At 73.2% G+C, this 20,000-nt stretch carries 20 protein-coding genes; 10 read left to right on the top strand and 10 right to left on the bottom strand.

The window, feature by feature from the left end; translation table 11 throughout:
- Window positions 1-7: 7 nt before the first annotated feature.
- Window positions 8-589, top strand: coding sequence for a dihydrofolate reductase family protein (locus M8C13_RS10590; protein WP_252480345.1), 582 nt, complete (start codon window positions 8-10; stop codon window positions 587-589).
- A 20-nt stretch (window positions 590-609) separates the two neighbouring features.
- Here the strand turns inward: M8C13_RS10590 and M8C13_RS10585 are convergent, their stop codons facing one another.
- Both M8C13_RS10585 and M8C13_RS10580 read right to left on the bottom strand, forming a co-directional pair.
- Entirely contained in the window at window positions 610-1,395 is a 786-nt protein-coding gene (locus M8C13_RS10585) for an arginase family protein (protein WP_252480344.1), read from the bottom strand.
- Window positions 1,396-1,443: 48 nt separating this feature from the next.
- Window positions 1,444-1,581, bottom strand: a complete 138-nt coding sequence (locus M8C13_RS10580) for a hypothetical protein (protein WP_252480343.1) — start codon at window positions 1,579-1,581, stop codon at window positions 1,444-1,446.
- A 103-nt stretch (window positions 1,582-1,684) separates the two neighbouring features.
- Here M8C13_RS10580 and M8C13_RS10575 point away from each other — a divergent pair, with 103 nt between their 5' ends.
- Window positions 1,685-2,509: a serine hydrolase domain-containing protein gene (locus M8C13_RS10575; protein ID WP_374213049.1), complete on the top strand. Its 825-nt coding sequence runs from the start codon at window positions 1,685-1,687 to the stop codon at window positions 2,507-2,509.
- Window positions 2,510-2,559: 50 nt separating this feature from the next.
- On the opposite strand, the gene M8C13_RS10570 is transcribed toward M8C13_RS10575, so the two are convergent.
- From M8C13_RS10570 to M8C13_RS10560, 3 genes are all read right to left on the bottom strand, one after another.
- Window positions 2,560-3,717 carry a S8 family peptidase gene (locus tag M8C13_RS10570; protein WP_252480342.1) on the bottom strand — a complete coding sequence of 386 codons (1,158 nt, stop codon included), beginning with the start codon at window positions 3,715-3,717 and terminating at the stop codon, window positions 2,560-2,562.
- A 351-nt stretch (window positions 3,718-4,068) separates the two neighbouring features.
- Entirely contained in the window at window positions 4,069-4,989 is a 921-nt protein-coding gene (locus tag M8C13_RS10565) for an LD-carboxypeptidase (protein WP_252480341.1), read from the bottom strand.
- Window positions 4,986-6,944, bottom strand: coding sequence for a prolyl oligopeptidase family serine peptidase (locus M8C13_RS10560; RefSeq protein WP_252480340.1), 1,959 nt, complete (start codon window positions 6,942-6,944; stop codon window positions 4,986-4,988). The genes M8C13_RS10565 and M8C13_RS10560 overlap by 4 nt, the downstream gene beginning before the upstream one ends.
- 143 nt (window positions 6,945-7,087) lie before the next feature.
- Here M8C13_RS10560 and M8C13_RS10555 point away from each other — a divergent pair, with 143 nt between their 5' ends.
- From M8C13_RS10555 to M8C13_RS10545, 3 genes are read left to right on the top strand one after another with little or no spacing between them, the layout of a single operon-like run.
- Window positions 7,088-7,654: a DUF3090 domain-containing protein gene (locus tag M8C13_RS10555; RefSeq protein WP_252480339.1), complete on the top strand. Its 567-nt coding sequence runs from the start codon at window positions 7,088-7,090 to the stop codon at window positions 7,652-7,654.
- Between the two features lie 8 nt (window positions 7,655-7,662).
- A complete protein-coding gene (locus M8C13_RS10550; RefSeq protein WP_252480338.1) occupies window positions 7,663-8,457 on the top strand; it encodes an SCO1664 family protein in 795 nt (264 codons plus the stop codon).
- Between the two features lie 44 nt (window positions 8,458-8,501).
- The gene (locus M8C13_RS10545; RefSeq protein ID WP_252480337.1) at window positions 8,502-10,946 is read left to right on the top strand and encodes a DUF6493 family protein; all 2,445 of its coding nucleotides are present in this window, start codon (window positions 8,502-8,504) and stop codon (window positions 10,944-10,946) included.
- Here M8C13_RS10545 and M8C13_RS10540 read toward each other — a convergent pair.
- The 4 genes from M8C13_RS10540 to M8C13_RS10530 form a co-directional block, all read right to left on the bottom strand.
- Window positions 10,929-12,062 carry a hypothetical protein gene (locus tag M8C13_RS10540; protein ID WP_252480336.1) on the bottom strand — a complete coding sequence of 378 codons (1,134 nt, stop codon included), beginning with the start codon at window positions 12,060-12,062 and terminating at the stop codon, window positions 10,929-10,931. The genes M8C13_RS10545 and M8C13_RS10540 overlap by 18 nt on opposite strands.
- A 25-nt stretch (window positions 12,063-12,087) precedes the next feature.
- A complete protein-coding gene (locus M8C13_RS45380; protein ID WP_308202783.1) occupies window positions 12,088-12,525 on the bottom strand; it encodes an SRPBCC family protein in 438 nt (145 codons plus the stop codon).
- The gene (locus M8C13_RS45375; RefSeq protein ID WP_308202782.1) at window positions 12,518-12,838 is read right to left on the bottom strand and encodes a metalloregulator ArsR/SmtB family transcription factor; all 321 of its coding nucleotides are present in this window, start codon (window positions 12,836-12,838) and stop codon (window positions 12,518-12,520) included. Before M8C13_RS45375 ends, M8C13_RS45380 begins: the two co-directional genes overlap by 8 nt.
- An 85-nt stretch (window positions 12,839-12,923) precedes the next feature.
- Window positions 12,924-14,021: a DNA glycosylase AlkZ-like family protein gene (locus tag M8C13_RS10530; protein ID WP_252480335.1), complete on the bottom strand. Its 1,098-nt coding sequence runs from the start codon at window positions 14,019-14,021 to the stop codon at window positions 12,924-12,926.
- Between the two features lie 320 nt (window positions 14,022-14,341).
- Here M8C13_RS10530 and M8C13_RS10525 point away from each other — a divergent pair, with 320 nt between their 5' ends.
- Complete coding sequence (locus M8C13_RS10525) at window positions 14,342-14,581, top strand: hypothetical protein (protein ID WP_252480334.1); 240 nt, start codon at window positions 14,342-14,344, stop codon at window positions 14,579-14,581.
- Here M8C13_RS10525 and M8C13_RS10520 read toward each other — a convergent pair.
- Window positions 14,536-15,264: a polysaccharide deacetylase family protein gene (locus M8C13_RS10520; protein ID WP_252480333.1), complete on the bottom strand. Its 729-nt coding sequence runs from the start codon at window positions 15,262-15,264 to the stop codon at window positions 14,536-14,538. The genes M8C13_RS10525 and M8C13_RS10520 overlap by 46 nt on opposite strands.
- A gap of 96 nt (window positions 15,265-15,360) precedes the next feature.
- Between M8C13_RS10520 and M8C13_RS10515 the strand changes: the two genes are divergently transcribed.
- The 4 genes from M8C13_RS10515 to M8C13_RS10500 all read left to right on the top strand — a co-directional run bounded on the left by M8C13_RS10515 (window position 15,361) and on the right by M8C13_RS10500 (window position 19,987).
- Window positions 15,361-16,758, top strand: coding sequence for an ATP-binding protein (locus M8C13_RS10515; RefSeq protein ID WP_252480457.1), 1,398 nt, complete (start codon window positions 15,361-15,363; stop codon window positions 16,756-16,758).
- Between the two features lie 12 nt (window positions 16,759-16,770).
- Complete coding sequence (locus M8C13_RS10510) at window positions 16,771-17,556, top strand: M15 family metallopeptidase (RefSeq protein WP_252480332.1); 786 nt, start codon at window positions 16,771-16,773, stop codon at window positions 17,554-17,556.
- A 67-nt stretch (window positions 17,557-17,623) separates the two neighbouring features.
- Window positions 17,624-17,935, top strand: a complete 312-nt coding sequence (locus M8C13_RS10505; RefSeq protein WP_252480331.1) for a hypothetical protein — start codon at window positions 17,624-17,626, stop codon at window positions 17,933-17,935.
- Window positions 17,936-18,025: 90 nt separating this feature from the next.
- Window positions 18,026-19,987, top strand: coding sequence for a VWA domain-containing protein (locus M8C13_RS10500; RefSeq protein WP_252480330.1), 1,962 nt, complete (start codon window positions 18,026-18,028; stop codon window positions 19,985-19,987).
- The last annotated feature ends 13 nt before the right edge of the window (window positions 19,988-20,000 follow it).

Below are 20,000 nucleotides of genomic sequence, written 5' to 3'. Positions count from 1 at the left end.
GAGCCCCGTGGGCAAGGTGGTCATGTACAGCTCGGTGTCGGTGGACGGCTTCATCGCGGACGAGAATGACCAGCCCGGACCGCTGTTCGACTGGTTGTCCAGCGGTGACGTCCCGTTGGACGACAGCGGCGCGCTGAAGGTGTCGCAGACCTCCTACGACTACACCCGGCCGTACTGGGACCAGATCGGGGTGACCATCGTCGGCCGCCACGTCTTCGACCTCACCGACGGCTGGGACGGGAAGCCGCCGGGCGGGATCGACCACGTGGTCGTCGTGACGCACCGGCCGGCGCCCGAGGGCTGGGACCCCGGGGCGCCGTTCCACTTCGTCGACGGCATTGAGGCAGCCGTGGCCAAGGCGCAGGAGCTCGCGGGGGACCGCCTGGTCGAGGTCGCCGCCGGCGACGTCGGTGGCCAGGTGTTTGCCGCGGGCCTGGTCGACGAGGTGCGCATGGACGTTGTGCCCGTGGTGTTCGGGTCCGGCAAGCGCTACTTCGGATCGGTCAACGCGCAGCACCTGCTGGCGGACCCTGACGAGGTGGTCCAGGGCAACCGGGTGCTGCACCTGCGCTATCGGGTGCGCCGTTGACCGATCCGAGCGGGTAGGCCTCAGCGGCGCAGGGCGGCGCCGAGGCGTCGGATGACGTCGGCCTCGGCGGGGTTGTCGGCGGCCGGGGCGTGTTCGGTGATCGCCGCGCCGACGACGTTGTCCAGCCGGGAGATCAGCTCGACCAGATCGGACGATCGGACGCCGTTCGGTTCGGGGTAGCAGACCGAGCCGAACTCGGCGGGGTCGAGCACGTCCAGGTCGACGTGGACGTAGGTGGGACCGGAGAGTCCGTCGAAGGCCTGCTCCAGCTGGTCGACGCCGTGCACGCGGAGGCCGGTCTTGCGGAGGTATTCGCGTTCGCTGGCGCCGCCGGCCCTGACCCCGGCGAGGATCACCTGTGCTGGAGCCAGGGTTCGCGCCGGGGTCAGCAAGGCGGGACCGTCTCCGAGCAGGGTGCGCACGACCATGCCGTGGAACGCCCCAGAGGCCAGGTCGCCCGGGCCGTACACATCGGGGTGCGCGTCGATCCACAGCACCGTCAGCTGGTCGCCGTAACGCTGTCGCGCGGCGGCGATCGGCGCGATGTCCACCCCGCAGTCGCCGCCCACGGTGATGGTGAAGTCATCGATCTCCGCCAGCGCTTCGCCGGTCAGCCGCAGGTTCTCGGCCAGCGCCCCGCGTGCGCGGATCCCCTCCGTGATTTCGCCGCTGCCACTGGCGATCGGCACCGACACCACGGTGTCCGCCCGCAGGAGCTCAGCGGTTCGATGTGCCCCCGGGGCCAGCAGCGGCGCCCGGTCCGAGGCCGATCCTTGCCATTGCGGCACGCACAGCACAGTTGTCATGTCTGCTTCTCCGAGTAAACGAGATGGGTCCCAGGACTGTCGTGTCGATCAGAACGACGACAGGTCGGTCCATCCCGCTCGGTTCTGCCGCAGCAGCCGCTGCATCTCAGACGTGTGCGCGGGCACCTCGACCCGACGGCTGAGGAGGACCACACTCAGCCGCGCGAGGCCGGGCACACGCGTCATGGCCCGGACCGTACAAGATCACGGACCGGGTTGTCCACGGTGCCGGGTGACCGCGGTGACCCCGGGCGGGCGTGGGCGGCGCGGCTTGCCTAGGTTGAGGGGTATGAGCAGCCTGACGAGCCTGGGTGTCCTTGCGCAGTGGCCGGTGGATCATGCCGCGGCGGCTGTGGTTCGCGCGGATGGGGCCGTGCTCGGTGTGGCGGGGGAGCAGGAGCGGGCGTTTCGGCTGGCTTCGGTGACCAAGCCGCTGACCGCCTACGCGGTGCTGGTCGCGGTGGAGGAGGGGGCGCTGGAGTGGGATCAGCCCGCGGGGCCGGACGGGGCGACCGTGCGGCACCTGGCGGCGCACACCTCGGGGCTGGCTTTTGACTCCGCGGCGGTGCAGGCGGCGCCCGGGAGCAGGCGGATCTACTCCAACACCGGGTTCGAGGTGCTGGCCGAGACCCTGGAGAAGAGTTCCGGGATCGGGTTCGCGGACTACCTGCACGAGGCCGTTTTCGCGCCGTTGGGGATGACCGGGTCGGCGTTGACCGGGTCCGCTGGGTCGGGGGCGGTGTCGACCTGCGCGGATCTGGTGCGGTTCGCGGCGGAGTTGCACCGGCCGACCTTGGTGTCCGCGGCGACCGTGGCCGAGGCGACCTCGGTGGCTTTCCCCGGGCTCAACGGGGTGGTGCCGGGGTATGGCATGCAGAAGCCCTGTGACTGGGGGCTGGGGTTCGAGATCCGGGGGGAGAAGTCGCCGCACTGGACCGGCACGCGGAACTCGGCGCGGACCTACGGGCACTTCGGTCAGGCCGGGACGTTCCTGTGGGTTGATCCCGAGGCCGGGGTCGCCTGCGTGGCGCTGGCGGACCGGGACTTCGGGCCGTGGGCGGTGCAGGCCTGGACGCCGTTCAACGACGGGGTGCTGGCGGAGCTGGGACGGTGAAAGGGGGCGGAGGCGCGACCACCGCGCCTCCGCCCCGGCGCCGCGCCTGATCACAGGCCGCCGGTGTAGAGCAGTCGGTTGGGCGTGGCCGCCGGCATGCCGGCGATCCGGTCCGGGGTGCCCGCCTGCCAGAGCCAGTTCATGATCGTTTGCTGGGACTGGTCGCCGTGGGCCTGTTTGAACAGCGCCGCCACACCCGCCACGTGCGGGGTGGCCATGCTGGTGCCGCTGATCGTGTTGACCCGGCTGCCCGGCCAGGCCGAGGTGATCTCGGTGCCAGGCGCCAGCAGCTGCACGCAGCTGCCGCGGTTGCTGTAGGCGGCGAAGCCGTCGGTGCGGGTGGTCGCGCCGATGGTGATCGGGCGGGCGGCGCGGGCCGGGCTGTACTTGCACGCGTCGTCGGTGGAGTTGCCGCCGGCCACCGCGACGAACACGCCCCGGTCGGACAACCGGTTCGCCGCCTCGTCGACCTGGGCGATGCCCGGGGTGCCGCCGAGGGACAGGTTGGCCACGGCCGGGCGGACCGCGTTCGCGCCGATCCAGTCCAGGCCGGCGATGATGCCGGACCACGAACCCCGGCCGTCACAGCCGAGCACCCGCACCGCGACCAGCCTGGTCGCCTTGGCCACGCCGAACTGGGTGCCGCCGACGGTGCCCGCGACGTGGGTGCCGTGGCCGTTGCAGTCCTCGCCGTTGCGACCGTCGCCGATCGCGTCGAACCCTGGCCTGGCCCGCCCGCCGAACTCGGGATGGCTGAACTGGATGCCGGTGTCGACGATGTAGGCGGTGACACCCGCGCCGGTGTGGCTGGCGGTGTAGGAGCCATCTAGGGGGAGGGCGCGCTGGTTGATGCGGTCCAGGCCCCAGGAACCGGCCGCGCGGGGCGATCCGCCTGCGGCGCTGGGCAGTTCGAGCTTGACCTCCGCGTCGGGGACCACCGACTCGATCTCCGGGAGCAACTTCAGGGCGCTGGCGACCAGGGGGTTGAGCTTGGCGGCGAAGCCGACGAACAGCGAGCCGAAGTTGAACTTGACGTCGATGTTGAACCGGTTGACCAGCTTGAGCACGGTGTCCGCGGTGCCGCCCTTGGTCAGGGAGACGATGAACTGGCCGTCGATGGCTGCGGTGGCGGGTGACGCGGTCGCGGTGCCGGTGGTGGCGGTGATCAGCAGCGCGGCGGCGGCGAGTGTCCGGGCCGTGCGTTTCATGACTTCCCCGATCGGTCGGCGGTAGGGCTTTCGCCCACCACTGAGCGTGGTCTCGCCGGGGCGACCTGGGCATTCCCCGACGGAGCGGGGGTCCGACGCGGAGTAACGCAACACCGGTGTCCATCGCGGAGCGTGCGGGTAAGACCACCGCACCGGATGACGGCCGCGGGCGGCGTGGTCATCCGGTGCGGGGAACTCACGGCGGTGGTCGCACGGAAAAAGGAGGTTTGGGCGGCGAGGTTCACGCGGCCGGGGAGACCGCGGGGACCGGCGTCGCTGACCTTGGGTCACCACCTGGTTGAGCCGGTCGGCGGGAGCCCCGCTCACGTGGCGCAACCACCTGGTTCGTCTCTAGACGAGCGCGGGTTCCTCCAGCACCAGGGTGCCCGCGTCGGCGTCCAGCAGCGCGACCACGCCCAGCGGCACGGTGAGCTGGTTGGCGCAGTGCCCGAACCCGACCTCCCAGGCTATCGGCACGCCGAGCCCGCCCAGCCGGTCGGTGAGCACCGTGCGCACCTGCTCGATCGGGCCGCAGGAGGTCCAGGAGCCCAGCGCGATGCCGGTGACCCCGTCGAACCAGCCCGCGCGCAGCAGGTGGGTGAGCATGCCGTCGAGGCGGTACGGGTCCTCGGTGACGTCCTCCAGCACCGCCAGCGACCCCGGCTGCGGTCGCCACCGGCCCAGGCCCACCTCGGCGGCGAGCAGGCTCAGCGTGCCGCCGACGGTGACCCCGCGCGCCTGGCCGCCGATGATCGGCTCGGCGCCGCGGCCGAGCTTGGTCACCGAGGCCGGGTCCAGCAGCGAGTAGCGCAGGTGCTCGCGGGCAGGCAGGTCGTCGGTGAACATCGCGCTACCGGTCATCGGCGCGAACAGCGTGACCTGACCCAGCTCGCCCGCGATCCGGGCGTGCAGCGCGGTGACATCGCTGGACCCGGCGAACACCTTGGGCGGCAAGCCTTTCAGCTCCGCCCACGGCACCAGGTCCACCATCCGCTGACAACCGTAACCGCCGCGGGCGCACAGCACCGCGTCGAACTCCGGCCGCGTCCACGCCCACACGAAGTCCGCCGCCCGGTCGGCGTCCTGACCGGCCAGGTACCGCATCTCCGGGTGCTTGTCCCGCACGTGCGCGCCCTCGGAGACGGTCAGCCCCCAGGACCGCAGCTGCTCGATGCCGATGTCCAGCTGGGCAGGGGACACCGGCCCGGCGGGGGCGATCACCGCGACGTGGCCGTGCCGGGGCACCCTGGGCGGGCGGCGCAGCCCGCTCATGAGCGCAGCTCCAGCGCGGGCACCCCGGCCGGACTGAAGCCCAGGGTCTGGCCGAAGAAGGACAGCTCGGCCTCCAGCGCGGCCTGGATGTTCTCCGCCCGCCGGAACCCGTGCTGCTCGCCCTCGAAGGAGCGGTAGGCGTGCGGTATGCCCTTACCGGACAACGCTTCCAGGAACTTCTCGCACTGCTCCGGCGGGCACACCTGGTCCTCGAGGCCTTGCAGCAGCAGGATCGGCCCGGCCAGCTGGTCGACCCGGTTGGCCGGGGACCGCTCGCGGTAGCGGGCCTCGGCCGCCGGCAGCGCGCCGACCAGGCCGTCGAGGTAGCGGGACTCGAAGTCGTGGGTGCCGCCCGCGGCGAAGGAGAGCAGGTCCAGCACCGGGAAGTAGGCGGCGCCGCCGCGGTAGGTGGCCACCGAGGTCAGCGAGGCCGCGGTGGTCCAGCCGCCCGCGCTGCCGCCCCGGATGCCCAGCCGCAGCGCGTCCGCGGTGCCCTCGGCGGCCAGCGCCTCGGCCACGGTGGCGCAGTCCCGCACGTCGACCACGCCCCAGGCCTCGCGCAGCCGGTCCCGGAAGGCGCGGCCGTAGCCGCTGGAGCCGCCGTAGTTGACCGCGACCACGCCGATGCCCCGGCTGGTGAAGTAGGCGAAGTCGGCGCTGAGCACGGGGGAGACCTCGCCGGTGGGGCCGCCGTGCACGTGCACCAGGAACGGCGGCCGCTCGCCCTCGGGGGCGGTGAAGTCCGGGTTGTGCGGCAGGTAGACGTAGGCCGGGATGCCGACTCCGTCCTGGCCGGTGAACACCCGCTCGACCACCGGCGGCAGGTAGGCCGGGTCGGGCAGTCCGGCTGGCTGGGCGGTGAGCGTGCTCAGCTGCCCGGTGCGCAGGTCGACCTGGGCCACCGCGGGCGCGGCGGCCGGGCCGGCGGCGACCCCGGTGACCAGGTCGCCGTCGTGGGCGAAGGTGGTGCGCCACACCGGCAGCGGCAGGTCCAGTGGGGTGAGTTCGCCGGTGTCCTCGGTCAGCAGGGACAGGCCGAGCCTGCCGCGCAGGAGGTGCCGTCCGCCGCCGAGCGGGACGAACCAGGTCGCGCCGAGTGTCCACAGTGGACCGCCGTAGTCGGCCTCGGCCCGGTGCAGGGCCCGCTGAGTGCCGTCCAGGTTCACCCGGTGGAGGTTCCACCAGCCGTCCGGGTCGGTCATCGCGTACAGCGAGTCCTCGTCGGCCCACTCGAACTGGCAGACCGACTCGGCCGCCCCGCCGGCCACCACCCGGTGCGGCCCGGCGGTGCCGCCGACGAGCTCGGCCACGCACAGCTCGGTGCCGTCCCAGGGCATCGCGGGGTGCTCCCAGCCGATCCAGGCCAGGTGGCGGCCGTCCGGGCTGGCCTTGGGCGCGCTCATGAACCGGTGGCTGGCCGCCAGCACCCGGATCGCGGCCGGGTCGGCGGCCCCGGCCCCGGAGACCGGCACGGCCACCAGTTCGCGGACCAGGTCGGTGGGGCGGTCGCCGGTGATCCGCTCGCGCACGCACCAGATCTCGGCGCCGTCCGCGCTGGGGTGCAGGTCGCCGTAGCGCAGGCCGTGCTCGCGGTCCGGGGCCGGGGTCAGTGGCGCCGGCTCGCCACCGGCGGCGTCCACCAGGTGGATCCGCTGGTCGGCCCAGTGCGTGAAGGCCACCCGGTCACCGTCCGGGGTGGCCAGCACGGTGTAGGGCGCGCCGCCGTACTCGTGCAGCCGGTTGCGCGCGCTCCACGGCGCGGCCAGCACCTCCCGCGCCGCCTCGCCCGCCCTGCCGCGCAGCAGCGTGACCCGGCCGCCCTCGGTGGGCCTGCCCTCGGTCCAGTAGGTGAAGCCACCGTGCGCGCGCACCCAGTGCGGCGGCGCGGTGACGGCGCTCGCGTCGGCGGCGCTGATCGGCGATGTCCAGTTGCCATACCCCAGTACGGTGACCACGAAGCCGAGGGTAACCGGCCACCGTCTACCGGCCGACAGAAGATCACCACAAAGATCGCCGGCAGGTGAATTCACGTCCTCGATCCCGGATGTCGGGGATGCCTCTGCCGTCCGCGCGGGCGTGGCCTAGGGTCAGTGGTGCCATGGCACGTGTCATTCACCTCTTCCGCCAGCCCGAACGGTTCGTAGCCGGAACCGTCGGGCAACCAGGCGACCGCTCGTTCTACCTCCAGGCCAGCGAGAGCGGCCGTACCGTCAGCGTGCTGCTGGAGAAGCAGCAGGTGTCGGTGCTGGCCGAACGGCTGGGCGCGCTGCTCGAGGAGGTGCACCGGCGCTTCGGCGCCGAGGTGCCGCCCGACGCGCCTGAGGACGTCGTCGACACCGAACCCCTCGAGGTGCCCCTCGAGGAGGAGTTCCGGGTCGGCACCATGGGGCTCGGCTGGGACGCCGACTCCAGTGCCGTCGTCGTCGAGCTGCTCGCCGCCACCGAGGAGGAGATCGACGAGTCGGTCGTCCTCGACGACACCGAGGAGGGGCCGGACGCCGTCCGCGTCTTCCTCACCCCGGTGCAGGCCAGGGCGTTCGCCCAGCGCGCCGAACGGGTGGTCAGCGCCGGTCGCAAACCCTGTCCGCTGTGCAACGAGCCGCTGGACGCCGAGGGCCACGTGTGCCCGCGGCAGAACGGCTACCGTCGCGGCGAGCCGAGCTGAGCACGCCGGTGCGCCCTGGGGACGACGGCGCGATCGAACTGCTCACCCACGGCACGCTCGACGTGCGGGGACGGCTGGTCGACGCCTCCAACGCGACGCTGTTCTGCGGCATCGAGCACGAGGGTGTGCAGGCCGAGTGCGTGTACAAGCCGGTGCGCGGCGAGCGCCCGCTGTGGGACTTCCCGGACGGCACCCTGGCCGGGCGGGAGGTGGCCACCTACCTGGTGTCGGAGGCGGCCGGTTTTGGACTGGTGCCGCCCACGGTGCTGCGGCCGGGCCCCTTCGGCGAGGGCATGGTGCAGCTGTGGGTGGACACCGAGCCCGAGGCTGACCTGGTCGACCTGCTGCCACCGGATGACGTGCCGCAGGGCTGGAAAGAGGTGCTGCGGGCGCACGACCGCTTCGGCGACCCCGCCGCGCTGGTGCACGCCGACCACCCGCGGATGCGGCTGCTCGCGGCCCTGGACGTGGTGGTCAACAACGCCGACCGCAAGGGCGGGCACGTGCTGCACGCCCTCGGCGGCGCGGTCTACGGGGTGGACCACGGGATCTGCCTCAACGCCGAGGACAAGCTGCGCACCGTGCTGTGGGGCTGGCTCGGCGAGCCGCTGGGCGAGGAGGCGGCCGAGGGGCTGCGGCGGCTGCGCGCGGGGCTGGACGGGGAGTTCGGCGAGGCGCTGCACGAGCACCTGACCATCACCGAGGTCCGGATGCTCACCGAACGCACCGACAAGCTGCTGGGCGCGGGCGTGTTCCCGGCCCCGACCGGGGACTGGCCGCCGATCCCCTGGCCCGCGTTCTAGTTCGCCTGGCGAACGCTGTCGGCGGCCCGGGTTAGGTTGGCCCCGTGTTGGTGACCGAACTGCTGGCCGGGACCCCCGGCGACGTGCTGACCAGGGTGCTCGGGCTGCCCGGCGAGCAGCGGCGCGGCTTCGCGCCGGAGCTGGCCGCGACCGTGCGGGACGGCTTGGAGCTGGTGCTGCTCGACAACGGGCACACCTACGGGGCACGGGACCGTCGGCTGGCGGAACGGGCCTCGGTCGCGTTGCTGGCCACGCTGCCCCCGCGTGATCCGCTGCTGCGCGAGCTCCGGCCACCGGAGGCCGAGCTGACCAAGCGGATCCTGCTGGCGCGGCCCCCACGGGAACGGGCCGCGCTGGCCGGCTGGCTGGTGGAGTGGCAGCCCGGATGGGACGCGGTCCGGGAGCTGGCGCGCGCGGGCGAGCTCGAACCGGTGCGCACGCCGGAGTACTTCGCGGGCTGGTTCCGGTGGTCGCGGCGGGACCTGACCACACCCCTGGCCGAGCGGCTGCGAGCCACACCCGGGGCCCTGGACGAGGTGTGGGAGCTGCTGCCGGTCGAGGGCACCGGAGAGGCGAGCTTCGCCGCCTTCGACAAGTACGTGCCCCTGGACTGCCAGTGGTCGACCGCCCTGGTCGAGCTGAGCCGCACCGGCGAGCTGGACCGGGCGCGGTTACTGCGCATCACGCTGGAGGTGCTGGCCAGGGACTTCGCCGTGTTCCGAGCCCGGTGGTACGCGGCGCTGCACGAGGCGCTGGAGCCGAATCCGGTGGAGCGGGCTGGGTGGCAGCACGGGTACGCGCGGCTGTGCGGCAGCGGGGTGCCGAGCACGGTGGGGTTCGCGGTGAAGGCCCTGGCCGCGGTGCAGAAGGCCGGGCTGCTCGACGCCGAGGTGGCGCTGCGGCACCTGCCCGCCGCGGCCGCCGGGCGCGGGGCCGGCACGGCCAAGCTCGCGGTGCGGCTGGCGGCCAAGGCCGGGCAGGCCGCGGCGGGGCTGGCCGGGGAGGTGTTCGCGGCGGCGGCCACGCACGAGTCGGCCGAGGTGCGCGAACTCGCGGCCGCGCACCTGGGCACGCCGGTGGAGGCGCCGGCCCGGGTGGAGCCGGTGGCCTATCCGGAGCCGGTGCTGCCGCCCTTCGCCGAGCGGCGGCTGCTGGTGGTGCCGTTGGAGGTGCCGGACTCGCCCGCGGCGGTGGCCGAGGCGTTCTCCGCGCTGCTGGCCGACCACTACCAGGGCGACCTGCTGCTGGCCGCGCTCGACGGGGCGCACCGGGTCGCCGGCGACGAGCTGCGGGATGCGCTCAAGCCCCTGGTCAAGCGGGCGGTCAAGGCCGACACCGAACACGCGGAGCTGATGCCCAAGCTGCTCAGCGTGCTGGTGCGCGGGCTGGCCGGGCGGGAGGTCGAACCGCCGGAGCTGGTCAACGGGTGGTCGCGGCCGCTGCGGCACCGGATGCGGGCGCTGTTGGCCGGGAACGCGAGGCCGGTGTCGGCGGCCACGCACCTGGGCGGCTGGCTGGATCCGGTGGTGTTCGTGCGGCGGCTGCTCCGGCATCCCGAGGCAGCCCTGGACGATGTGGTGGACGGGTTGCTGCGGCTGGCCCCGGACACCAGGGCCGAGGCCCTGGAGCTCGCCGCGGAGCTGACCGGGCCGTACGCGGCGGCGGTGCGCTTCGCCCTCGGCGGGCCGGAGACACCGGCCGAGGACTGGCTGGGGCTGGCGGCGGCCAAGGCCCGGCATCCGGAGGCCGCCGACCCGGTGGCGGTGCTGCGCGGCGAGCCGGGCGAGCCGTTCGGCTGGTCGGCGCGCCTGGTCACCGGGAGCTTTGACCTGATCAGGCTGGAGTTCACCAGGACACCGGCGGAGCACGAACCGGACGTGCCGTGGCTGGGCACGCTGAACACGCCGCCCCTGGACACCGGGTGGGAGGGGTTCACCAGCCCGCACGAGGTCATCGGCGCGCCGTATGACCGGGCGGTGCACGAGGCCGAGGTGGCCAGGGACCTGTTCGAGAACGACGTCGAGGTCGGCTACCCCAGCGAGGTGTACGGGCTCAGTCCGTTCCTGGATCGCCCGGCCGTGCCCTCCTATCCCGGCCTGCTGATGATCGCGGCCGCGCTGAACACCCAGCGCGCCTCGGGCGCCCAGCTCGGGGTGGACGCCGCGCTGTCCCTGCTGGACGCCCGGCTGCTCGGCCCCAGGGCGCTCGGCGAGGCACTGGGCGTCTTCGGCGGCGAGCTGACGCTGACCCGGCTGACCAAGCGGTTGTCCGTGCTGGCGGGGGAGCATCCGGCCGCTGTTCTGTCCACAGTGGACGCTCTGCTGCCGGTGCTGGACCGGTCGGCGCGCGGGCTGTCGGCGTTGCTGGAGCTGGCCGTGGACCTGGCCGAGCGCGGCGCGGGCACGGTCAGTCCGGCGACCAGGGACTGGCTGGGCGGGCTGACCGGGTCCTCGAAGGCGGCGAAGGCGGCCTTACGACTGCTCCGCTGACAGCCGGGCCGCCAGCACGTGCGAGCACGGTCCCCTGCGGTCCTGGTGCTCAGCCCACCAGGCGCAGGTGCAGCCGTCCGGGGACAGCCGGACCCGCTGCACCGAGGAGCCGTGCGCGATCTCGAAGCCGCCCCCGGGCAGCGCGCGGACCGCGCCCGCCGCGACCAGGGTCCTGGCCTTGGTCAGGCGGCCGTTGGCCGGGGCGCGGCCGCTGGGCAGCGGGCGGTCGAACCACACGCCGTCCACCACGTCGTGGCCGCGGCGGCCGGTGACCAGGTCCGGGTCCGCGGCCCCGCCGGCCAGGGTGGTCAGCCAGCCGCCCTCGCCGGAGAAGCCACGGGAGGGCGCCGGGGACAGGGTGACGGTCAGCCGGGCCCGGTCCAGGTGCAGCACCCAGCTGGCGGTCTCCGCGCCGGGGGCGGCGTAGACGGACAGACCGCGGGTGAAGCGCACCAGCGGGTCGGCCACCCGCAGCCGGTGCAACCCGGCCGCCGGGATCGCCTCGGCGGTGCGCCGGGCGGTCAGGCGCAGGCCCCGGCCGGACGGGACCACCCAGGAGGCGGTGTCCTTGGTGGGCAGCTGCCGCAGGAAGGAGCGGGCCGCGATCTGGTCGAGCTCGGCCCGCCGGGTCGCGCCCGCGGTGACCGCGGCGATCTCGGCGAACCCGGCCACCCACCGCTCCGGCAGTGGCACCCTGTCCTCGGCGCCGTCGCCGTCGAGGGTGCGCAGCCGGATGCCGTCCCCGCGCACCCGCAGGTGCAGCGGTTCCTCGCCGGCCACCCCGGCCAGCACCGCACGGGTGCCGGCGGAGAGGTCCACGTTGGTGCAGCCGCGGCCGACCGTGCCGACCGGCCGCAGGTCCAGGCGGGCGTGCATCCCGCAGCAGGGGGAGAAGGACTCAGCGCGCAGGGTGGCGCCGTCGGCGGTGAACACCGGGTCGGACTCGGCGAGCAGCCTGCTCAGCATCGACGGGTGCACCCAGAACCGGGTGCGGGCGATCTTGCCCAGCACCAGCAGCGCCTGCGCGGCCTGCGCACCCGGCTCCAGCAGGCCGTCCACGATCGTCGCGGTGTCCACGGCCTGGTCAGGCGGGGTGAGCAGGACTTCGGTCAGCACGCCGACACCCTAGCCGCGACCCCTGTCAGGGCAGGCGCTCGCCGGTTTCCAGCAGGGTTTTCAGGCCGGAGAGGATCGCGGGCCAGCCGTGCGAGACCGACTCGCGCACCTGTCCGCGCGGGTCGAACCGGTCGTGGGTGAGGGTGAGCTTCACCGTCTCGCCGTCGCGTTCCAGGGTGAAGGTGACCCGGGAGGCGTCCTCGGCGTGCAGGTCCGGGTAGTCCGCGCCGACCTTGAAGGTGTAGCTGAGCAGGTACGGCGGGTCGGCTGCCAGCACGGTCTCGCCCGAGGTGCCCAGGGTGCCGTCGTCGTTGCGCCAGTGGATGAGCGAGCCGGGCTGCCAGTCCGAGACCAGGTGCACGCCGTAGTACTGCTCGGTGAACTCGCCGTTGGTCAGCGCGGTCCACAGCTGTTCCGGGGTGGTCCGGATGTAGGTGACGTAGATGAAGTCGAGGTCACTCACGGTCGTCCTCCAGGGCCTGTTTGAGGGTGGCCAGGGCGTTGAGCTGCCGCTGGTCGTACTTGGCGAGCCAGCGGGCGCTGATGTCGTTGAGCGGGGCCGGGTTGAGGTAGTGCAGCTTTTCCCGGCCGGAGCGGGTGGTGGCGACCAGGTTGGCCGCTTCGAGGATGGCCAGGTGCTTGGTCACCGCCTGGCGGGTGAGGTCGGTTCCCGCGCAGAGCTCGTGCAGGCGCTGGCCGTTGTGGGCGTGCAGGGCGTCCAGCAGGCGGCGGCGGGTGGGATCGGCCAGCGCCTTGAACACCGCGTCGTCGTCCATGAGGCGCCTCCATTGGCAACTGGATGGTTGCCTTTCGGAGGCGAAAATAGGCAACCGGAGGGTTGCCTGTCAAGGCAGGGCCGGGTCAGGCGTGGATCAGGCGCACCTCGGGCAGGCCGCGGACCGTGGCCACCAGTTCCGCCTCGCGCTGGAGCTCCTGCTGCTGCGACTTGGTCAGCGGCTGGAACGCGGTGACCGTCAGCTCCAGCCGCTTCGCTGTGCTCTTGGGTCGCCAGGTCCCGGCCAGCTCGCCGTTGACCAGCAGTGCTCCCGGGTTGCCGATGATCTTCCAGATCTCCTTGCGGCGGGCCGCGTCCGGCACCAGCCGCTCCCGGTCCCTGGCCTGGAGGTAGGGGTCCAGTGGCGGGAGCAGGCGCACGACCTGGGTCTTCGGCGGGGTGCGGAGCTGGGGGAGGGCGTCGGCGGGGAGCCAGGTCTGGGCGCCGTCGAGGGTGACCTCGGCCAGGTCGGTGGGCCAGACCGGGGCGAGGGCGGACTGGGAGGTGCCGAGGTAGGCGGCGGCCTCGGCGCGGGTGGCGGGGCCGTGCAGGCGGAGGTAGTCGACGATCAGCGGGGTGGCGCCCGCGGAGGTTTCCGGGATGGGTGGGCGGTTTTCCAGGGGGCGCAGCAGCAGGGCAGGGCCGGCGACGTCGTGGCGCAGGCCGGCGAACAGGCCGATGGTCTGGAACAGGCTGCCGTAGATGTGGCGGGACTGGCAGGTGCGGCAGTCGTAGGAGTAGGCGGGCGGAAGCAGCGCGGTGACCGCGGCGCTGACCTCGCCCTTGGGCATCGGGGCGGGCACGGCTTCGCGGAGGGCGGTGGCGGCGGCGCGGAAGGCGTCCAGGGAGGAGATTCCGGCTGCCTTGAGGGGTTTGCGTTCCGAGCCCAGGCGGGCGAAGGCGTCCTTCTCATCCCTCGGCCACAGGTGTTGGGCCAGGGCGGTCAGGTCGCGGCGGCGGTGCAGGTGCGGGGCGCCGCGCACCGACCACAGCAGGGCCAGCTCCTCGGTCAGCTCCGGCGGCTCCGGCAGACGGGCGGCCAGGGCCAGCTGGGCCGAGCCCCTGGTGTCCTGCACACCGAGGGCAAGCACGTCCAGGTCGCGGGTGTGCCGCTGCGCGCGGTGCAGGCCCTGCGCGGCCATCCGGTACGCCAGGGCCTGGGCTCGAGTCACCGTGGTGGCCATCGCGACAGCATGCCGGGCCGGTCCGACATTCCGCGGCCGCGGAGTCCACTCTGGCCGGTCACAGTTCACCCGGTCGTGGTCGTCATCCGCCGGAAAGGACCTCGTCTCATCCACGAAACGTGGTGTGGGCTGAGTCGTGTTTTCGACCCGATCGTGATTGCGCGGCAACGGCTCCGAGGCGGATGTGGGTGAGAGGATGCGGTTCGAGTTCGAGACCTGCCCCCGGTGTGCGGGGTCCGGAGTGGACGTGGACAACGACTACGGCCCGTGTGGGAGATGTGGTGGAACCGGAGACATCCCGAAGCAGTGACCCCGACTTAGTGCCACGCTGCCACTGGTGTTCGGACACCGGGTTCATCACCTGGAGCCAGCCGGTGCCGCAGGCCGACGGGAGCTTCCGGTTCGCCGAACTGTCCCACCCGTGCACCCAGGGGTGCTCGGGCTGGTGGAAGCTCCCGGCGGCCCAGCGCGGCCGGGTGGTGGAGGGCCAGGTCTCGGTGGCGTTGCCGCCCGGTCAGCGGCGCAGGGCCAAGAGCTCCGAGACGGTCACGAAGCGGTAGCCGCGTTCCTTCAGTCCGGCGACCAGTCCCGGCACCGCGGCCAGGGAGGGTTGGCGCACCGGGTACATGACGTGCAGCAGGACGATCGACCCCGGGCGGGTCTTCTCCAGCACCGCCCTGGTGATCGCGGCCGGATCGGCGGCGTCGGTGCCGTCGGACTCCGGCTCCACGTCCCACATGATCGTCTGGCGCTGGTGCTGTGCCAGGTAGCGGGGCAGGCTGAGCAGCTTCTTGCCGTTCGGCGGCCGGAAGTGGATCTCCCCGGTGTGCCCGGCCGCCCTGATCAGCGCGTCGGTGCGCTCGACCTCGGAGCGCACGAAGTCCCCGCCCACCAGCACCATCCGCTGGTGCGAGTAGGTGTGGTTGCCCAGCTCGTGCCCGGCCCGCACGATCGCCTTGCCGTGCTCGGGGTGGGCGGCCAGCTCCCGGCCGGTGACGAAGAAGGTGGCCTTCACCTGCGCCTCCGCCAGGGCTTTGAGCACCTCGGGGGTGCCTTCGGTGGGGCCGTCGTCGAAGGTCAGCGCGACCACCTTGTCCGCGGTGTCCACCCGGTCGGTGAGCCCGCCGTAGAACTGGAAGGTCCGCGAGTCGCTCACCTGCCAGGTTCCCCACAACGAGATGAGCAGCACCAGCACCGGCACCAGGGTCCAGACCAGCCATCGGCGAGGTCGAAATCTCCGCATGTTCCCAGGACGCGTCAGCGGCTCTCCGGTTGATCATCGATGTCCGGCGGCGGGCAGCCGGTGGACAGGCGTACCGTCGCGCGGGTGAACACCAGTGTGCCAACGGCTCCCGCCGACCTGCCGCGCACCGTGGGCGCCCTGCGCGCCGCCGGGCACCAGCCGCGCAGCGTGGCCGAGGAGATCCGGACCAACCTGCTGGCCGCCCTCGGTGACGGGCGCCCGGTGTGGCGCGGCATCGTCGGCTTCGACGAGACCGTGCTGCCGCAGCTGGAACGCGCGTTGCTGGCCGGGCACCACCTGGTGCTGCTCGGCGAACGCGGCCAGGGCAAGACCAGGCTCGCCCGGACCCTGGCCGAACTGCTGGACGAGTGGACCCCGGTGATCGAGGGGTCCGAGCTCGCCGAGCACCCCCTGGACCCGATCACGCCGGCCTCCCGCCGCCGCGCCGCCGAACTGGGCGAGGACCTGCCGGTGGCCTGGCTGCACCGCTCGCAGCGCTACGCCGAGAAGCTGGCCACCCCCGACACCTCCGTGGGCGACCTGGTCGGTGACGTCGACCCGGTCAAGGTCGCCGAGGGCCGCAGCCTGGGCGATCCGGAGACCATCCACTTCGGGCTCATCCCGCGCGCCCACCGCGGCATCGTGGCCATCAACGAGCTGCCCGACCTGGCCGAGCGGATCCAGGTCGCGCTGCTCAACGTGATGGAAGAGCGCGACATCCAGGTCCGTGGCTACACCCTGCGGCTGCCGCTGGACCTGCTGCTGGTGGCCACCGCCAACCCGGAGGACTACACCAACCGCGGCCGGATCATCACCCCGCTCAAGGACCGCTTCGGCGCGGAGATCCGCACCCACTACCTCAGCGACCTCGACGACGAGATCAACCTCATCCGCCAGGAAGCCGAGCTGGTGGCCGAGGTCGGCGACCCGCTGCTGGAGGTGCTGGCCCGGTTCGTCGGGCACCTGCGCGAGTCCAGCGCGGTGGACCAGCGCTCCGGCGTCTCCGCCCGGTTCGCGGTGGCCGCCGCCGAGACCGTGGCCGCCGCGGCCCTGCAACGCGCCGCGCGCACCGGGGAGTGGCCCGCGGTGGCGCGGCCGGTGGACCTGGACGCGGTGACCCCGGTGCTGCGCGGCAAGCTGGAGTTCCACGCCGGCCTGGAGGAAGAGGCCGGGGAACTGCTCACCCACCTGCTGCGGCGCTCGCTGGCCGAGACCGCGCGCACCTCGCTGGCCGGGATCGACCTGCGCTCGCTGGTGGAGGCCGTGGCCGAGGGACACCCGGTGCGCACCGGGCCGAGGGTGCGGGCCGCGGAGGTGCTGGGCGCGCTGCCGGAGCTGCCGGTGCTGCACGAGGTCGCCGCCCGCTTCGGCGTGTCACCGGCCGACCCGCCCGGCCGGATCGCCGCGGTGGTGGAGCTGGCCCTGGAGTCGCTGTACCTGTCGCGGAACCTGGCCAAGGACGTCGAGTCCGGGGACGCGGTCTACGGGGGCTGATAGAACAGGGCGATGTCCCTGCGCTCAGTTCTCGGCTCGCTCCTGCTCGCGGTCGCCGCGACCGGCACGCTCACGCCCCCGGCCACCGCGGCCGGGGGCGGGCTGCCGCCGGGGTTCGTGGTGCTCTCCGACGTCGACCCCACCATCCGGCACGACATCCGCTACTTCGGGCGGCACAACTTCGTCGGCGAGCGCATCGACGGCTACCGGCGGCCGCTGTGCGTGCTCACCCGCCAGGCCGCGACCGCGCTGCGCACCGCCCAGCGCGCGCTGCTGCGGCAGGGCTACACGCTCAAGGTCTACGACTGCTACCGGCCGCAGCGCGCGGTGGACCACTTCGTGCGCTGGGCCAAGGACCTCGCCGACGAGCGGATGAAGGCCGAGTTCTACCCCAACGTGGCCAAGGACCGGCTCTTCGCCGACGGCTACATCGCGGAGAAGTCCGGGCACAGCCGCGGCAGCACCGTGGACCTCACCCTGGTCAAGCTGCCGGTCCGCCCGCAGCGCCCGTACCGGCCCGGTGAGCCGCTCACGCCCTGCTTCGCGCCGGTGGGCGCCCGGTTCCCGGACAACACCGTGGACATGGGCACCGGCTACGACTGCTTCGACCCGTTGTCCCACACCGACAACCCGGCTATCACCGGCCCGGCCCGCGTGCACCGCGACCTGCTGCGCGGCACCCTGGCCTCGGCCGGTTTCCGCAACCTGGCCGAGGAGTGGTGGCACTTCACCCTGAACAACGAGCCCTTCCCCGGCACCTACTTCGACTTCCCGGTCGCCCGCCGCGCACGGCCCTGAACCGGGGCTGTTCAGTTATGGGCGAATCCGGTGCCAAGATCGTCGTGGCTCTGGTTTCGTGGCCGGCATGCGTGAGTCGATGAACAAGCTCGTCGTGGCCGGGGTGAGCCTGGCGCTGGCCGGGGGCGCGGCACTGGCCGTCAGCACGCCCGCGATCGCCGCCGAGCCCGCCTCGGTGCCCAGCTGCGTGCAGAGCCTGGTCCAGGACGGCGCCAGCACGCTGACCGTGGTGGTGCGCAACAACTGCGACTTCCCGGTGCGGGTGCGGGTCGGCTACGAGCCCGGTCCGGCAGGCGCCTGCACCAGCATCCCGCCCCGCTGGAGCCACACCGAGTCCAGGGCCAAGCCGGTGAGCTTCGCCAGGCTCACCGCCTGCTGACCACGCCGCCGACGGCAGGCCACCATCCCTCCGGTGGCCTGCCGTTTTCCCGTTGCCTGACCGGAGATCGGCAGGCGTAGGGTGGCGGATATGAGCGATCCGGTTCGGCGCTACCGGTATGGGCGCTTCTCCGGCGGGCCCGACCCGCTGGCGCCACCGCCCGACCTGCGGGCCGCGCTGGAGGAGATCGGCCGGGACGTGATGGAGGGCCGCTCACCCGATGCCGCGCTGCGCGAGCTGCTCCGCCGCGGCCTGCCCGGTCAGCACGGGCTCGACGACCTCACCCAACGGCTGTGGCGCAAGCGCAGCGAGCTGCAGCGGCGGCACCGCCTGGACGGCACCCTGGAGCAGGTCAAGGAGCTGCTCCAGCGGGCACTGACCAAGGAACGCCAGGCCCTGGCCCGCGACCTCGACGACAACGCCCGCTTCCAGGAGTTCCAGCTCGACGCGCTGCCGGCCAGCCCGGCCGGGGCGGTCCGCGAGCTCACCGAGTACGACTGGCGCTCCGGCGAGGCCCGCGAGGCCTACCAGGAGATCCAGCGGATGCTCGGCCAGGAGGCCCTGGAACAGCGCTTCCGCGGCATGAGCGAAGCGCTCAAGGCCACCACGCCCGAGGACGTGGCCCGGGTGCGGGAGATGCTGGAGGACCTCTCCGCGCTGCTCGGCCAGCGAGCCCAAGGCGACCCGGACATCGAGGCCAAGTTCGCCGAGTTCATGGCCAGGCACGGCGAGTTCTTCCCGGAGAACCCGCGCACCGTCGACGAGCTGGTCGACCTGCTGGCCGCGCGGGCCGCGGCGGCGCAGCGACTGCTCAACTCGCTGTCCCAGCAGCAGCGCCAGGAGCTCTCCCAGCTGTCCCAGCAGGCCTTCGGCGACCCCCGGCTGGCCCAGGCCCTGCAACAGCTGGACAACCAGCTGCGGCAGCTGCGGCCCGGCCAGGACTGGACCGGGCGCGGCCGCTTCCGCGGCGACACCCCGCTGGGCATGGCCGAGGGCGCGGCCGCGTTACAGGACCTGGCCGAGCTCGACCAGCTCGCCGAACAGCTCGCCCAGTCCTATCCCGGCGCGCGGCTGGAGGACATCGACCTGGACGCGCTGGCCCGCCAGCTCGGCCGGGAGTCCACTGTGGACATGCGGCGGCTGGCCGAGCTGGAACGCCAGCTGCGCGAACGCGGCCTGCTGGAACGCGCCCCCGACGGGGAGCTGCGGCTGACCCCCAAGGCCATGCGGCAGCTCGGCGACACCGCGCTGCGCGATGTGCTCGACCAGGTCCGCACCCGGCGCGGCGACCGGGACAACCAGGCCGCGGGCGCGGCGGGCGAGCTCAGCGGAGCCACCAGGCCGTGGCAGTTCGGCGACACCGAACCGTGGGACGTGGGGCGGACCGTGCGCAACGCCGTGCTGCGCGCCGCGGGGCAGCGGGAGCACGCGGTGCGCCTGGACGTGGCCGATGTCGAGGTGGCCGAGACCGAGCACCGGTCCAGGGCCGCGGTCGCGCTGTGCGTGGACACCTCCTGGTCGATGGTGCAGGACGGGCGGTGGCTGCCGATGAAGCGCACCGCGCTGGCCCTGCACCACCTGATCAGCACCCGGTTCCGCGCGGATGCCCTGCAGGTCATCACCTTCGGCCGGGAAGCGGCCACCATGGACATCGGCGAGCTGACCGCGCTGGAGGGCGCCTGGGAGCAGGGCACCAACCTGCACCACGCGCTGCTGCTGGCCGGACGGCACCTGCGCCGCCACCCCGACGCCCAGCCGGTGGTGCTGGTGGTCACCGACGGCGAGCCCACCGCGCACCTGGAACCCGACGGCGAGGCGGTCTTCGACTACCCGCCCCGGCCGGAGACCCTGGCCCGGACCCTCGCCGAGCTGGACGCGCTGGCCAGGCTGGGCAGCAACCTGACCGTGTTCCGGCTCGGCGAGGACCCTCGGCTCACCCGGTTCGTGGACCTGATGGCCCGGCGCAGCAACGGCCGCGTGGTCGCCCCGGACCTGGACGGCCTGGGGGCCGCGGTGGTCTCGGACTACCTGCGCAACCGGCGCTCGCGGTAGCGCCACCGGTTCG

It is taken from the genome of Crossiella sp. SN42, from assembly GCF_023897065.1.
In the GTDB taxonomy this organism is placed as follows: Bacteria; Actinomycetota; Actinomycetes; order Mycobacteriales; family Pseudonocardiaceae; genus Crossiella.
This window is presented reverse-complemented; position numbering and strand designations above follow the sequence as displayed.